The organism is Allobacillus sp. SKP2-8 (assembly GCF_007559355.1).
Lineage (GTDB): Bacteria > Bacillota > Bacilli > Bacillales > Alkalibacillaceae > Allobacillus > Allobacillus halotolerans.
The window spans coordinates 193,891-208,259 of sequence record NZ_VMHF01000001.1; the positions used below are offsets into that span (position 1 = coordinate 193,891).

General features: G+C 38.5%; 16 protein-coding genes and 1 other RNA gene. 13 read left to right on the forward strand and 4 right to left on the reverse strand.

The genetic code is table 11. The features are described from left to right. The first annotated feature begins 3 nt into the window (after positions 1–3). Positions 4–669 (forward strand): endonuclease III, encoded by a 666-nt coding sequence (gene nth / locus FPQ10_RS01025; protein ID WP_144158912.1) that lies wholly within the window; start codon positions 4–6, stop codon positions 667–669. A 284-nt stretch (positions 670–953) separates the two neighbouring features. Here nth and FPQ10_RS01030 read toward each other — a convergent pair whose 3' ends face one another. Together FPQ10_RS01030 and recU are read right to left on the reverse strand one after the other, a co-directional pair. After that, a complete protein-coding gene (locus tag FPQ10_RS01030) occupies positions 954–3,596 on the reverse strand; it encodes a transglycosylase domain-containing protein (RefSeq protein ID WP_144158916.1) in 2,643 nt (880 codons plus the stop codon). Positions 3,597–3,598: 2 nt separating this feature from the next. Continuing rightward, a complete protein-coding gene (recU, locus tag FPQ10_RS01035; RefSeq protein ID WP_144158919.1) occupies positions 3,599–4,204 on the reverse strand; it encodes a Holliday junction resolvase RecU in 606 nt (201 codons plus the stop codon). Positions 4,205–4,431: 227 nt separating this feature from the next. On the opposite strand from recU, the gene FPQ10_RS01040 reads away from it, so the two are divergent. The 12 genes from FPQ10_RS01040 to FPQ10_RS01090 all read left to right on the forward strand — a co-directional run bounded on the left by FPQ10_RS01040 (position 4,432) and on the right by FPQ10_RS01090 (position 13,048). Then, the gene (locus FPQ10_RS01040) at positions 4,432–5,394 is read left to right on the forward strand and encodes a DUF2515 family protein (RefSeq protein WP_186278486.1); all 963 of its coding nucleotides are present in this window, start codon (positions 4,432–4,434) and stop codon (positions 5,392–5,394) included. A gap of 108 nt (positions 5,395–5,502) precedes the next feature. Continuing rightward, the gene (locus FPQ10_RS13265) at positions 5,503–5,631 is read left to right on the forward strand and encodes a hypothetical protein (protein WP_255439603.1); all 129 of its coding nucleotides are present in this window, start codon (positions 5,503–5,505) and stop codon (positions 5,629–5,631) included. 60 nt (positions 5,632–5,691) lie between these two features. Then, the gene (locus FPQ10_RS01045) at positions 5,692–6,045 is read left to right on the forward strand and encodes a DUF1798 family protein (RefSeq protein WP_186278487.1); all 354 of its coding nucleotides are present in this window, start codon (positions 5,692–5,694) and stop codon (positions 6,043–6,045) included. A 45-nt stretch (positions 6,046–6,090) separates the two neighbouring features. Next, complete coding sequence (gene cdd, locus FPQ10_RS01050) at positions 6,091–6,504, forward strand: cytidine deaminase (RefSeq protein ID WP_144158928.1); 414 nt, start codon at positions 6,091–6,093, stop codon at positions 6,502–6,504. 58 nt (positions 6,505–6,562) lie between these two features. Then, on the forward strand, positions 6,563–7,111 hold the full coding sequence (locus FPQ10_RS01055) for an SLOG family protein (RefSeq protein WP_144158931.1): 549 nt from the start codon (positions 6,563–6,565) through the stop codon (positions 7,109–7,111). 13 nt (positions 7,112–7,124) lie between these two features. Continuing rightward, entirely contained in the window at positions 7,125–7,415 is a 291-nt protein-coding gene (gene gpsB / locus FPQ10_RS01060) for a cell division regulator GpsB (protein ID WP_144158934.1), read from the forward strand. Between the two features lie 85 nt (positions 7,416–7,500). Next, an RNA gene (rnpB, locus tag FPQ10_RS01065) (RNase P RNA component class B) lies at positions 7,501–7,887 on the forward strand. Positions 7,888–7,945: 58 nt separating this feature from the next. Then, on the forward strand, positions 7,946–9,082 hold the full coding sequence (locus FPQ10_RS01070) for a THUMP domain-containing class I SAM-dependent RNA methyltransferase (protein WP_246569025.1): 1,137 nt from the start codon (positions 7,946–7,948) through the stop codon (positions 9,080–9,082). An 18-nt stretch (positions 9,083–9,100) separates the two neighbouring features. Beyond that, on the forward strand, positions 9,101–10,603 hold the full coding sequence (locus FPQ10_RS01075; protein ID WP_144158937.1) for a carboxypeptidase M32: 1,503 nt from the start codon (positions 9,101–9,103) through the stop codon (positions 10,601–10,603). Positions 10,604–10,635: 32 nt separating this feature from the next. Continuing rightward, on the forward strand, positions 10,636–11,700 hold the full coding sequence (locus FPQ10_RS01080; RefSeq protein WP_144158940.1) for a type III polyketide synthase: 1,065 nt from the start codon (positions 10,636–10,638) through the stop codon (positions 11,698–11,700). Then, positions 11,697–12,218, forward strand: a complete 522-nt coding sequence (locus FPQ10_RS01085) for an isoprenylcysteine carboxyl methyltransferase family protein (protein WP_246569023.1) — start codon at positions 11,697–11,699, stop codon at positions 12,216–12,218. Before FPQ10_RS01080 ends, FPQ10_RS01085 begins: the two co-directional genes overlap by 4 nt. Continuing rightward, positions 12,218–13,048 (forward strand): sulfurtransferase, encoded by an 831-nt coding sequence (locus FPQ10_RS01090; protein WP_144158943.1) that lies wholly within the window; start codon positions 12,218–12,220, stop codon positions 13,046–13,048. The genes FPQ10_RS01085 and FPQ10_RS01090 overlap by 1 nt, the downstream gene beginning before the upstream one ends. A gap of 110 nt (positions 13,049–13,158) precedes the next feature. Here FPQ10_RS01090 and FPQ10_RS01095 read toward each other — a convergent pair whose 3' ends face one another. Both FPQ10_RS01095 and FPQ10_RS01100 read right to left on the reverse strand, forming a co-directional pair. Further along, positions 13,159–13,839 carry a queuosine precursor transporter gene (locus tag FPQ10_RS01095; RefSeq protein ID WP_144158946.1) on the reverse strand — a complete coding sequence of 227 codons (681 nt, stop codon included), beginning with the start codon at positions 13,837–13,839 and terminating at the stop codon, positions 13,159–13,161. A gap of 177 nt (positions 13,840–14,016) precedes the next feature. After that, a complete protein-coding gene (locus FPQ10_RS01100) occupies positions 14,017–14,217 on the reverse strand; it encodes a cold-shock protein (protein ID WP_144158949.1) in 201 nt (66 codons plus the stop codon). Between the last annotated feature and the right edge of the window lie 152 nt (positions 14,218–14,369).

Here is a 14,369-nt window from a genome sequence, read left to right on the forward strand (position 1 = left end):
ACCTTGCTGACGAAGAAACAAATAAGAGTTGTTCTAGATACTTTCGAAGATATGTTTCCAGATGCTGAGTGTGAATTGACTCATTCAAACGAATTTGAACTATTGATTGCCGTCGTTTTATCAGCCCAAGCAACAGATGCGCTCATTAACAAAGTAACTCCCGATCTTTTTAAGAAATATCAATCACCAGAAGACTATTTAAATGTTCCATTAGAAGAATTGGAAAATGATATCCGACGGATCGGACTCTTTAGAAGTAAAGCAAAAAACATTCGCAAACTTTCCGAAGATTTGATTGCAAACTATGATGGGAAAGTACCGAATGATTATGATCAATTAATTGGTTTGGCTGGTGTAGGAAGAAAAACAGCCAATGTTGTGATGTCTGTCGCTTTTGGTATGCCAGCAATAGCTGTTGATACACATGTTGAGCGTGTTTCAAAGCGACTGGGAATCTGTCGTTGGAAGGATTCAGTACTTGAAGTAGAAAAAACATTAATGCGAAAAATCCCAAAGGAAGAATGGAGCGATACGCATCACCGAATGATTTTCTTCGGTCGTTATCATTGTAGAGCAAAGTCACCAAACTGTCCAGAATGTCCTTTACTGGAACTCTGCAGGGAAGGCCAAAAGCGGATGAAGAAAAAGGAAGTCATTTCGAAAACGTAACTGAACAAAACAATCGCCAGCTTCTATTGAGAAGCTGGCTTTCATATGTTGAAGATCTTTAGATTAATGCTGAAGAATGATTGATTAGTGTTGAAGAATTGAAAGTTAATGTTGAAGCCCAGCTAATTAACGTTGAACAAATAAAAATAAATGTTGAAGCGTAGCCAATTAATGTTGAAGATAAGCATATTAACCGTGAAGACATACACTCAGGGAGTAGCACGAAAATAAAACATCACAAAAAAGACATTGAGAACTGAATCTCAATGTCTTTTTGTTTTTATTTATGCAGCGTCTTCTTGATTTTCAGAAGACTGGTTTCCTGAAGAGTCATTCGTTGTGTTATCAGTTTCTTCACTATCAGGCTCAGTCTCCGTGTTATCATTTCCATTTTGTTCTTCGGTTTGATCTTGTTCTTGGTCACCTTCTTGACTATCATTGTCGTCGCCAGAATTAGTGTTGCCACCATTAGTGTTTTCATCGTTATTACTGTCATCGTTACCATTTCCACTATTACCGTCGTTACCATTTTCGTTATTACCATTGTTTTCTTGATTTTCTTCTTCATTTTCTTCTTCCGATTCTTCCTCGTCTTGCTCTGGTTCTTCTTCCTCTTCTTCAGGAATTTCTACTGAGGCAGTGACAGGATCACTTTGGTTTTCACTATTATTGGCATCAATCGCAACGAGTTCAAACGCATAAGTAGATCCTGGTTCAATTTCATCGAATGTGAATTCTGTCTCAGGTGTCGTTGTGACAGATTGCATGTCACTACCATCTACAGAGACACTTAGTTCAAATTCAACATCGATATCTCGATCAGAATCACCAAGTAATGGATGCTCCCAGAACAAGTTAATGAGCTGATCTTCTTCCTCATAGATTGCATCAAAGTTGGAAACAGGATCCATTTCAACATAGGTATCAGATGTTTCAGTAGGTTCATGACCTTTTACAAATAACTCTGTAACGATCTGACTAGATGGTGTATAATCACTAGCTAATTTTGCTGGACGAGAACCTTTTTCGACCGCAACTTCTATGACAGAGCTTGGTCGTGCGAAATCAGCTGTTTCTATACCTTCAGACATATGGTTCATCAGTTGACTGAATAATCGTTGAGATATTGATTTATCCGGAATTGATTTTTGTTCCTCAGCGTAACCACTCCAAACGGATATCGTGAAATTGGTTGAATAACCGACCAACCACGAATCCTTGTCGTCATTAGTCGTACCTGTTTTCGCAGCAACAGGAACGCTCACATTGGTATATCTTGAACCAGTACCAATTCTAGGTACATCTTTCAATACATCCGTAATCATATAAGCGGTGTAATCAGACATAGCTACACGAGACTCTGGGTTGATTTCAATTTCTTCTCCATCGCTCATAACGACTTTTTTGACTGAGTGAGGTTCATTGTAAATTCCCTCATTTCCAAAGGCTGTAAAAGCTCCGGCCATTTCAAGTGGATTCGTTTCCAATTTGCCACCACCGATTGAATCAGCAGGAACGAGGTGTTCTGGCATTTTCATACCTAAGCCTTCAGCAAACTCATATGCTTTCTCAGCACCAACTTCATCAAACGCTTTGTAGGCTGTCGTGTTATAGGATTGGTACAATGCCTCGCGCATTGTCATCCAGCCATGATAACCTCTCCCTGCGTTTCGAATTGGTTCATCTTTACCAGGAAAAGATATTGGCTCATCATTCATTTGATGATACGTAGACCATTTTAAATGTTCAATGGCAGGTCCAAAATCCAATACAGGTTTAATGGCTGAACCTGGTGGACGGTTTGAACTTAATGCATAGTTAAAACCAGCACCAATACCGTCTTTTTTGTTCCGACCGCCACCAATTGCTAAAATTTCACCTGTCTTTGTATCAATTGCGGCAATCCCTGCTTCCATTTCGTCATCCGGGAAGCTTACAGGTGAATCGTCACTTAACAGATATTCAACATGTTCTTGGGCAGATCGATCAAGTGTCGTATGAATCGTTAATCCAGAAGAGAAGATGTCAACATCGTCGCCTAATTCATCTTCCGTTTCACGAATGACTTGTTCGATGAATGAATCATAAGGTATTTCTGTTTCATAACCATCTTGAATCATATCGGCTACAGCTACTTGTTTAGCTTCTTCAGCCTGCTCTTCGGTAATTTTATCGTGGTGAACCATTAAGTCCAATACCGTATTCCGACGCTCTTCAGCTAAATCCGGGTTCTTGATCGGATCATAAGCGGAAGGTCGCTGTGGAATCCCTGCCAGTAATGCCGCTTCGGCAATCGTCAATTCTTCCAAGTCTTTCTTTCCAAAGTAAACCTCTGAAGCTTTGGCAACACCGTAAAGCCCGTTACCATAATAAATTTTATTTAAGTACATCATCAAGATTTGTTGCTTTGAGTATTCTTGTTCTAATTGAATGGCCAAGTATTGTTCTTGGACCTTACGCTTAATTTTCTTATCTTTCGTTAAAAATGCATTTTTGACGACTTGTTGAGTAATTGTACTTCCGCCTTGTGATCCAAAGCCGTCTGTAATGTTCGCAACGACTGCAGCTGCTGTACGCCTGAAATCAATGCCGTTGTGATCCCAAAATCGTACATCCTCCGTAGCCAATACGGCGTCTTCCATTAATGGAGACAGTTCTTCATAAGTAATCTTACGTCTTTTTTCTGAACCTAGTTCGCCTACAAAATCACCGTTTCTATCTAAGATTATTGTAGAAAGTGGATCTTCAAGCTGTTCAGCATCTAAGCTTGGTGCATCGCTAATAAATGATATCGCAACAGCTACAGCAATCACTGTACCTAATAAACCGACAATCAATAAGCTGATAAATAATTTTTTCCAACTAAACTTTTTCTTCTTTTTATTTTGTTGTTTCTTAGCCTTTCGACTTTTTGTTTCTTGACTCATAATTAATCTCCTCCGTTAATGTATACCTTCTCGATGACTTTGATGTAATCAACTTTTGCTTGTAATCTAAAAGGAATTTCAAAGCCTTTTTCTTTAATAAAAGTGTAGGGTAGGGATTTTCGTTTTCCATCAAACTCCGTATCCCATGCTCGTATAAATGGACGTATCGGTAACAAATAAGTTTCATTTAAAGGTTTGAATCGAATAATGAAAAAGCAAATACCTCCATGTTGATCGACATTTCGCATATGTTCTACCTGGTGGTCATGAATATTGGAAAATGGCAAAGATGTCTTATTATTCGTTTCTTTTGCTTCAAAGTCAATATATCTGCCTTTATACAAGCCATTGAAGTCTGTAGTCGAGGGTCTTCGATAATAAGCTTCCTTAATGACCGCTGCACTACGTTTCGGATAATCGACTTGTACGACTTGAACAGGTGTCGGTTTTTTATGAATGACAGCAATATTTGTATCTAAATAAAACTTATTCGTTTCCACAATTTCATTTTCGAGGGTCATTCCGCGATTACCGTATGTATTCAGTATGTTTTTTGATTGATTGATCGTCGCTTTTGGTGTGGCTTTTTTTCCATTCGGATAATTCATGGATACCTTCCTTTCATGGAACCCTGACATTATTGTATCAGAAGTGTAGTCATTGCCGTTTTACAATATCGTTAAATCGTACACTGACAAACGTGTGTTTCCTATCTATTTTACCAAACAATAGAGTAGGTTCCTATTGTGAATCAATAAAATGAAGCAGAATGAACGTTTTTGAATCGACTCATTTGTACATACTGTATAAAAACAGCGCGCAAAGGAAGAGGTACATGATACAGCTATGGATTCACTATATTAAGGACCAAACAGAAAAACATAATATCGATAATGTATCTAGAACGAAAGCATATTTAGAGTTCTATGAACGTTACCCAGATATACAGTGGGCATTTTTAGCAAGTTTTGTTTCTCGGAATGCAGGATGGAATATGACAGATTTATCGACTGAGACATACCAAAATTTATTATCAAAACAAGAACTGAAATCTCTCTATTTGACGTATGAAAGTACCAATTGGTATATATTCCAAGATGCGTATCCTCAATTACTCATCTACCATTTATCTGTAGAACAAAATAGGCCGATGTTTTTTCTACTGAAATACTTCCATGTTTCTTCATTCATGGAAGAGATGTGGTATGAATTTTTTAAGAATAAAGACCTTAATCAACTAATGTATGCCCAAATCATCAATGAACAAAACTTAATCCAGCATCCAATCATTGAAAACGAACCTTATCGAAAAAAGGTATTCCGCCGGATTCCTTATCATCTCCAGTCAATCTTTAACTTGAATGCTGTGTTATTACCCACGTTAAACGGCGAACTATACGGCGACTTTGTTCCACGTTTCAAACAAGTAACAAAGCGCATTCAATTTGGAAAAAAAATTGCCTCTATTTTGTTTGAGCAAGATCACTACCCATTATTTAAGGCGTTCTCGGATCAAGTGGAAGTGACCGGAAGCCGAATGGAATATGAACAGTTTTTATTTGAGAAACGAATTGAAACACCTACACTTGATCAAACATTTTCAGACACAAAACATTATTTGTTTGAAAGACGAACAGATTGGTTTGATCGAAAGAGAGTCAAAAAACGTTGGTTCAAGGATATTAAAATAAAAGAAATCAAACCGATCGGGGAGCAATTTTATGCGAAACGAGGCGGATTGGCAAATTTGACGAATACAATCGAAAAGGTGAAAAATCCATTTGCCGAGAAGAGGTGATTCAACAGATTCTTTGTCGGTATCCTTCTAGTTTTGTCAGGCTTGAAGGAGATTCTTTATAAGTTGTGTAAACGTATAGCTAAGCGAAAACAAAGGAGGACGATACTGATGAAGAAGCCGATTATAAGAGAAGATCACGTTCGAAAGGAATTACTGTTGAAATCACTAGGACGTTTGGAGAAAGAATTGACCATTTTAGAAGATCGTTTCTTTTCAAAAGCGCATGTAAAAAAATAAATGAATGATTGGCGCAATAGGTTATTTCATGATACATTATCATCACTGGTAGGTGAGATCATGGAAGAATTTATCGCGTTTACTAAAGATTTAAAAGAAAACTTACTCGAGGACTTATTTTACAAATATACAGAAGGCAGAAAGTTTAATCGAAAAGATTATGACGATTTTGCTATTGTTAAAAAAGAAAGTTATCCGCTTTTCGATCAAATAGAAAAATGGGAGACAGAGGCCCAGGCTATCGTTCATAAACTCCCGATTTTTCCCAATCAAATAACAAACACGAAAGATAACCTCGAAATCATGATCTTACATAGTTATTTTCACGACGTCAGAAGAAAGAGGTTTATGGAGCTATATCACTCGGTTTTATATAACTTCGATTTGGTTTTAGACCAATTTGACGCACAGTAATTATGAAGATCAATAGTAAACTGAGATAGGGTAGGGGGAAGGAAAATGGATCGAGATCGATTAATGAACCTGGCAAAAGAAATGCTGGACAAAGCGTATGTTCCTTATTCTGAATTCCCAGTAGGAGCTGCTTTGGTAACGAAAAGCGGGAAAGTTTACCAAGGATGTAATATTGAAAATGCCGCTTATCCAGTTAGCTGTTGTGCAGAACGTGTCGCTATTTTCAAAGCTGTTTCAGAAGGGGAAAAAGACTTTGACCAACTTGCGGTCATTGCTAATACGGACCGGCCAGTTGCACCGTGTGGCTCTTGTAGGCAAGTGATGGCCGAATTCTTTTCAGCTGATACACCGATCTATATGGGGAATCGAACGGGCGAAATTGAAGAAACGACTATCGGCAATTTGTTACCTTATTCATTCACTACAGCAGACCTGCGTTCAGGTCAAGAAAAAAATTAGATGGAATTATGTCAGAAGAGCTAGAGAAATCTAGCTCTTTTTTTGATATACTGATATTATGACGATGAATGCAATTACCATTACAGGTTATAAACCATATGAATTGAATATCCGAGATGACAAAGATGAGAAAATCCTTGTTATTAAAGAAGCCATTAAACGATCTCTCTTGCGCTATCTGGAGAACGGCGTAGAATGGGTATTGCTTTCTGGGCAACCAGGTGTGGAAACATGGGCATTTGATCTCATTCAAGAACTAAAAGAAGCATACACCATCTATACAGCCATCGTTCCACCATTTATGGAACAAGAAAAAGTATGGAAAGAGCCCGTTCAGGATAAATATTACCAAATGATTCAACAAGCTGATTTTTATCAACCTTTAATGAACAAACCTTACGAACATCCGCGGCAGTATGTCACCAAGGATAAATGGTTTATTGAAAAAACAGACGCTTGTATACTCGTTTATGAAGAAGAACATGGAGGCTCACCGAAATATTTCGAAGAATTGGCAAGAACGTACCAAGAAAGTCATATGTATGAAATGGATGTTATTTCATCTTTTACATTAGAGGATATTGCTAGAGAGATGAATGAGTTATAGATCGTGGAGGTGAATGGAAGTGAAAGGAATTAATTTAACGTCACAGGAAATACTGGATAAAGAGTTCAAAACAACGATGCGAGGTTATAACCAAGATGAAGTGGACGAGTTTTTAGATGTTGTCATTCAGGATTATGAACAGTTTCAAAAAGAAATCACGCGTCTGAAAGAAGAAGTAAGCAGATTAACACAAGCGAGCTCAACAAACACATCGACTGGTTCAACGCCACGTTCTCAAGTGAATGCGGATGTGTTACAACGTTTGTCGAACCTTGAAAAAGCTGTATTTGGAAAAAAATACTAAAACGATTATGATTAAAATCCAGCAAATTACTTATACTGGCCCTTCTTCCTATGTTATAATAGATGAACTAAACCAAATATGATAAATGCTCAAGTAACCGCTCGCACATGTTTGCGAGAGGAAAGTCCATGCTCACACAAGCTGAGATGCTTGTAGTGTTCGTGCTTGACGAAACAATAAGTCAAGGCAGCGAAGAATCGCTGACGGCAGGGTTTCGACCTACGTCCTTAATGGATATGGTCCATGACCCTTTAAAGTGCCACAGAGACGAGCTTGATTGGAAACAATCAAGGTGGAACGCGGTAAACCCCTCGAGTGAGAAACCCAAAATAAGGTAGGGGCGCTCTATTGCAGGGAATTCAACCTAGCATAGAGGCAGGCTTGCTAGACAAGTCTGCAGATAGATGGTTACACCGGAGTACGAGGCTGACCACCGTTTGCAGTACAAAGGAACAGAACATGGCTTATGTAGCATTTATCGGTCATTTTTTTATACATATAGAGGGAGCCCTAGAAGGGAATGAATACTTTTGAAAGACAACGTAACATTGATTGCTACAGCAGCAATGGGGCTCGAAGGTCTTGTCAAAGAAGAAATTAAACAACTAGGTTATGAAAACATTCAAACGGAAAATGGTCGTGTCATATTTGAATCCGATTTAGCAGGGATCGCCCGAACGAATATTTGGTTGCGAACCGCTGATCGAATTAAAATTATGATAGGGCAATTTTCCGCTTTTTCGTTTGAAGAACTATTTGACCAGACATTTGAGCTTCCATGGCACGAATGGATTGAAGAAGAAGGTTTTATTCATGTCGTAGGTAAATCACATAAATCGAAACTCTATTCGGTACCGGATAGTCAACGTATTGTCAAAAAAGCAATTGTGAAAAAAATTCAAGAGCGAAAGAAAATTTATACTGCGTTGCCAGAAACGGGACCTCGGTACAAAGTTGAAGTTTCCATATTAAAAGACCAAGTCACTTTATCACTGGATGCTTCCGGAGCAGGATTGCATAAAAGAGGCTACCGGATTGACCAAGTGGAAGCACCCCTGAAAGAAACATTGGCAGCTGCTTTAATTCAGTTGACTAATTGGCGACCGGACCGGACATTTGTCGATCCATTCGCCGGTTCTGGAACGATTCCAATTGAAGCCGCTTTAATCGGTCAAAATATCGCCCCTGGATTCAATCGTAGCTTCGCGGCTGAAGAGTGGAATACACTTCCACAGGATATTTGGGATCGGGCGCTGGAAGAAGCTGAGGACTTAGCCAATTATGATCAACCTCTTGATATTCACGGCAGTGATTTAGATCCAAAAGCGATTCAAATTTCAAAACAGAACGCTTTAGAAGCCGGACTTGGAGATCTCATCCAGTTTAAACAAATGCGTGTCGAGGATTTCAAACCTAGGACTGAAGGTGGCTACTTGATTGGAAATCCGCCTTATGGGGATCGGATTGGTGAAAAGAAAGATGTCGAGAAAATGTATCAATCCTTAGGAAGTATTATGAAAGACTATCCGACATGGAGTGTATATATACTAACCTCGAACGAAAATTTTGAACAACTTTATGGCAAAAAAGCCACAAAGAAAAGAAAGTTATTCAATGGATTTATTCGAACGGACTATTATCAATATTTCGGAAGAAAACCAAAGTAGGAAGCAGGTGCTCCAGCAATGAAATTAACAAAAAGTGAACAGCTATTTCTAGAAGAATATAAAACGATTTCACACTACAGAGAAGCAAGTAGTTTAATTGCTTGGGATCTTCGGACAAAAGCACCGAGAAAAGGCATCAAACAACGTTCCGAAACATTATCTTATTTATCTGAGAGACTCCATCAATTACAGACATCTGACCGGATGAAAGAATTCATTGATGAGCTACAATCATCAGAAAATCCATATATTCGTCGCTCGATTGAATTAGTGCAACGTGAATACGAGTTTCATCATAAAATTCCAGTTGAAGAGTTCAAAGCGTTTGTTCAGTTAACTTCTGAATCCGAATCGGTTTGGCAGGAAGCAAAGGACAAAAATGATTATTCCATGTTTCAACCTTATTTAGAAAAGATCGTCGATTATAATATTCGGTTTGCGAATTACTGGGGATACGAAGGACATATTTACAATGCGCATTTAAAGCATTATGAGCCGGGCATGACTGTCGATACGTTAGACGGTGTATTTCCTAAGTTGCAAAAAGATTTATCTCGTATGATCGAACAGGTAAAAGCATCACCGATCAAACCAAAAATCGATCAAATTACCGTTCAATTTCCAAAAGAGAAGCAAGAGGCATTTGCCTTATATGTGCTAGATCAAATGGGATACGATTTTGAAGCAGGTAGGCTAGATGAAACCGTTCATCCTTTTGCAATTGAAATCAATCCACAAGACGTTCGAGTTACCACGAATTATGATGAAAAAGATTTCCGAACAGCAGTTTTCGGAACGATTCATGAAGGTGGACACGCCTTGTATGAACAAGGATTCGATCCTAAGCTCTATGGGTTACCGGTTTGTTCTGCCACTTCAATGGGAATACATGAATCACAATCATTATTTTGGGAAAACTTCATTGGTAGAAGCAAAACATTTTGGGATACGAATTATCCTACATTCTTAAACTATGCACCTGAATCGTTTAAAGATCTTGCAACAGAGGATTTTTACCGAGCGATCAATGAAGTGAAACCGTCGTTTATTCGAATTGAAGCTGACGAAATGACCTATGCACTGCATATCATGCTACGCTATGAAATTGAAAAAGGCTTATTGAACGGCGATTTAAAGGTAAAAGATTTACCTGAAATTTGGAATGACAAAATGGAAACATACTTAGGCATCCAGCCACCATCAGACCGTCAAGGCGTGTTACAGGATATTCATTGGGCTGGCGGAGACTTTGGTTATTTTCCTTCTTATGCACTGGGCTATATGTATGGCGCTCAGTTTAAACATACACTTGAAAAAGAAATCAATATCGAACAAGCAATTGAACAAAACGAACTAGGAAAGATTAAAGAATGGTTAAATCAGCACATTCACCAACATGGCAGCATGAAAGAACCTCTCGATTTATTGCACGATGTAACAGGTGAAGGGTTAAACCATCAATATCTTGTCGAATACCTGACGAGTAAGTATTCGGATATTTATGGAATTTCTCTTTCTTAAATTAGACCTGAATTTGAAGGAGGAACATCTATATGGCGATGATTCATTCGGTTGGTACAGCTGTTCCTGAACAGCAATTAACACAAGAAGACGCAAAAAAATTCATCAGTTCTTTTGTGTCTGATCGTCGATTACAACGCTTTTTGAGTGTGTTTGACCAAGCGGATATCAGCAAACGCCATTTTGTTGTTCATCCTTCTTTTTTTCAGAAACAAAGATCGTTTCAAGAACGGAACAAGTTATATGAAGAACATGGCGTTCAACTGGCTTGTGAGGCTGTTAAAAAATGCCTCAACAATCAACATGAAGTGCAGGTACCGGATATTGATGCCATCATCACCGTCAATAGCACCGGGGTATTAACGCCAACCTTGGACGCCCAACTCATCAACCGGTTAGATTTGAACGACCGGATTATACGCATGCCTTTATTTGGCCTAGGTTGTGCAGGTGGCGCCAGTGGTCTGGCTCGTGCGTATGATTACTTGAAAGCGCATCCAACGAAATCTGTTTTACTCGTTGCTACCGAATTGGCGAGTGTCGCCTTTCATCCGGATGACCTAACACCTAAGGATATTGTCGGTACAGCCTTATTTTCAGATGGGGCAGGGGCTGTATTGCTGTTGGGAACGGACCATCCATCAAATGAAAATGGTCCGAGTTTTCAATTGACCGCATCCAGTTCACGAATTAAGAAAAATTCCATGGATCTTATGGGATGGGATGTAAAAGATGATGGGTTCCACGTCATCTTTTCTCGCGAAATACCTGAACTCGTCCATACTTTTTGGAAAAATCACTTGAATGATTTCCTTGCAAATAACAGCATAGATTTAAGTGAAATCAATCAGTTAATCGCTCATCCTGGCGGTAAAAAAATACTTAAAAATATAGAAGAATTACTCTATCCCCATCAAGATGCCCACCTGTCCTCAATCGTTTTACGGCAATTCGGGAACATGTCATCAGCGACCGTACTTTTTGTCTTAGAGGCATTTTTGAATGAAGAAACGTCTAAAAAAGAAGGAAAACACTTAGTGACTGCTTTAGGGCCAGGATTTTCATCAGAGATGCTATTAATGGAGCGTAGCGAATGATTTATCTTGGCATCTGGTTTTATCTTATCTTACAACGGCTTTATGAATTACGTCTGGCCAAATCGAATGAAAAATATCAGAAAGCCCGAGGAGCAATCGAAATCCAAGATCCTTATTATCATTGGATTGTTTGGGTGCACACAATATTTTTCTTGGCGTTGTTGATTGAAGCCTATTTTAACCATCAACTACAAGCTACTTTATCTGCCATATGGTTGATTAGCTTTGTCGTGCTACAACTCTTGCGTTTTTGGTTGCTCCACACTATGGGGCGATTTTGGAACACGAAAATCATTGTGCTACCAGGCGCAAGGTTAGTGAATAGAGGACTTTTTCGTTTTGTAAGACATCCAAATTATTGGATTGTGTTCCTAGAATTCATCGTAATTTCTTTATTGTTTCATGCCTATTGGTCAGCAATTATATTCCCCATTTTACACATCGTGCTAATGTCCAAACGAATTCCGATGGAAAATAGAGCTTTAGAAAAATATAACGAGGGAAGGGGAGAGGTTTAATGTTTATTTCAGTAGATGAGGCTTATCAAAAATGGAAAGATTCGAACGTACAGTTTGTGGATTGCCGCTTCGATTTACAAGACACATCGAAAGGGGAAATGGATTATCGTTCCGCCCATATACCTGGTGCCGTCTATTTCAACTTAGACAGTGATCTCAGTGACCCTGTGCATGAACATCGAATTGGTGGTAGGCATCCGCTTCCAGATTGGCAAGCATTTGCTCAAAAACTAGGCGATCGAGGAATTGACCGGAATACAGAAGTCATTGTTTATGATGATCATCATGCGTTCGCTTCTAGAATGTATTGGATGCTCATGGCAATTGGGCATTCAAATATTGCTATATTAAATGGTGGTTTTCCAGCATGGAAGCATCGTGATTTCCCTACAGAAAAAGGTTCAGTTGAAAAAACACCTATTCAGTACGGAGAATTTCAAGTGAACGAAAAGCTAATGGCCAATCAAGAAGAAGTGAAACAAAAGGTAACAAACGAAGATGTGATCTTAATTGATTCACGAAACGCGGAAAGATACAAAGGAAAAGTTGAACCAATCGACCACAAAGCAGGGCATATACCAGGTGCTGTGAATTATGATTGGTCACAACTTTTTGAAGATGGACAGTTGAAAAGCCAGCCAGAAATTAATAAACATTTTCAAGAAATCGACCGGAATAAGGAAGTGATTGTTTATTGTGGCTCTGGTGTAACGGCAACACCGAATGTCTTAGCCTTATTGCAAGCAGGCTACGAGAATGTGAAGCTATACCCGGGAAGTTTCAGTGACTGGATTTCGAATGACCAGAATCCCGTAGAAACCAAAAAATAGGTGAAGTGAATGTAAAAAAAAGGATGTCTACGTGTCCATAAGACTTGTAGCATCCTTTTTTTATGGTTCTGTTAAGTATTAACGTTGATTACTTTAACAGGGGAATTCAATTATGATTTATGGATTTTCTTGGCCATATACATAAACGGTGTGTCCAGTGCTGATACGAGAAATTTGATGACATAAGTTGAAAGGAAAATGGAAAGCCACACACTCATATCCGTCGTTAGGAAATGCCAAAATGCTATAACTGAGAAGATCGTCGTATCAATCAACTGACTGATCATAGTACTTAAGTTATTACGTATCCATAAAAATTTCGTTCCGGCAAATTTGCTCTTTAATTTCGCAAATATAACGACATCAATGTTCTGACTGATGATATATGCCAGCAAACTACCAACCGCCACTTGCGGAACAAGACTGAAAATATCCGAAAGTGCTTCATGGGCAACATCTGATTCATGCGGTTGAAATAGCAAGGCAAATTGCATGACAATAGTCATCGTAATCAACGTGTAAAAGCCTAACCACACTGCTTTTCGTGCTTCTTCTTTACCGTATTTTTCGTTGATGATGTCTGTTGCGAGAAAAATCGTTCCATAAACGATATTCCCTAACGTCGCCGTCACCCCAAATAATTCTACTGTTTTCAACACCTGCATATTTGCGAGTACGGTGGACATCCCAATCCAAACAATCAAACCATTTTTCCCAAAAATACGATAGATAAAAATGACCAATAAGAAATTGATCAATGCAAAAATTAACCATAATACTTCGTTTGACATTCAAACCACTCCTTAGTTTTGATTACGCAGGATTTTGCGAACTGCGTTTAAAACAACTATAAGCATAATAAAGAATTAGAAAATAAACAATAGCTGATTGAAAATTTTATGTGTGTTTATCAAAAAGAAAACTGGCCAAACCTACGATAGGCTTGGCCAGGGTATATTTTTTGTTTATTATTTTTTGTTTACATTAGCTGCTTGTGGTCCGCGGTCGCCTTCCACAATTTCAAATTCAACTTCTTGACCTTCATCTAATGTTTTGAATCCTTCTTCTTGAATTGCAGAGTAGTGTACGAATACATCGTCTCCACCTTCAACTTGAATGAATCCATAGCCCTTTTCAGCATTAAACCATTTTACTACGCCGTTTTCCATTTAAATAAATCCTCCTAAAAACTTTCACCTGATGGTGTGTGATATTCACAATAACATGTAAAGTGACTAGTTCGTTTGCAAGATCAATGATTCACCATCTGAAATCCATCAATTACTTGCCAAAAAAGACCAAATCCTTCACATCTTTATTG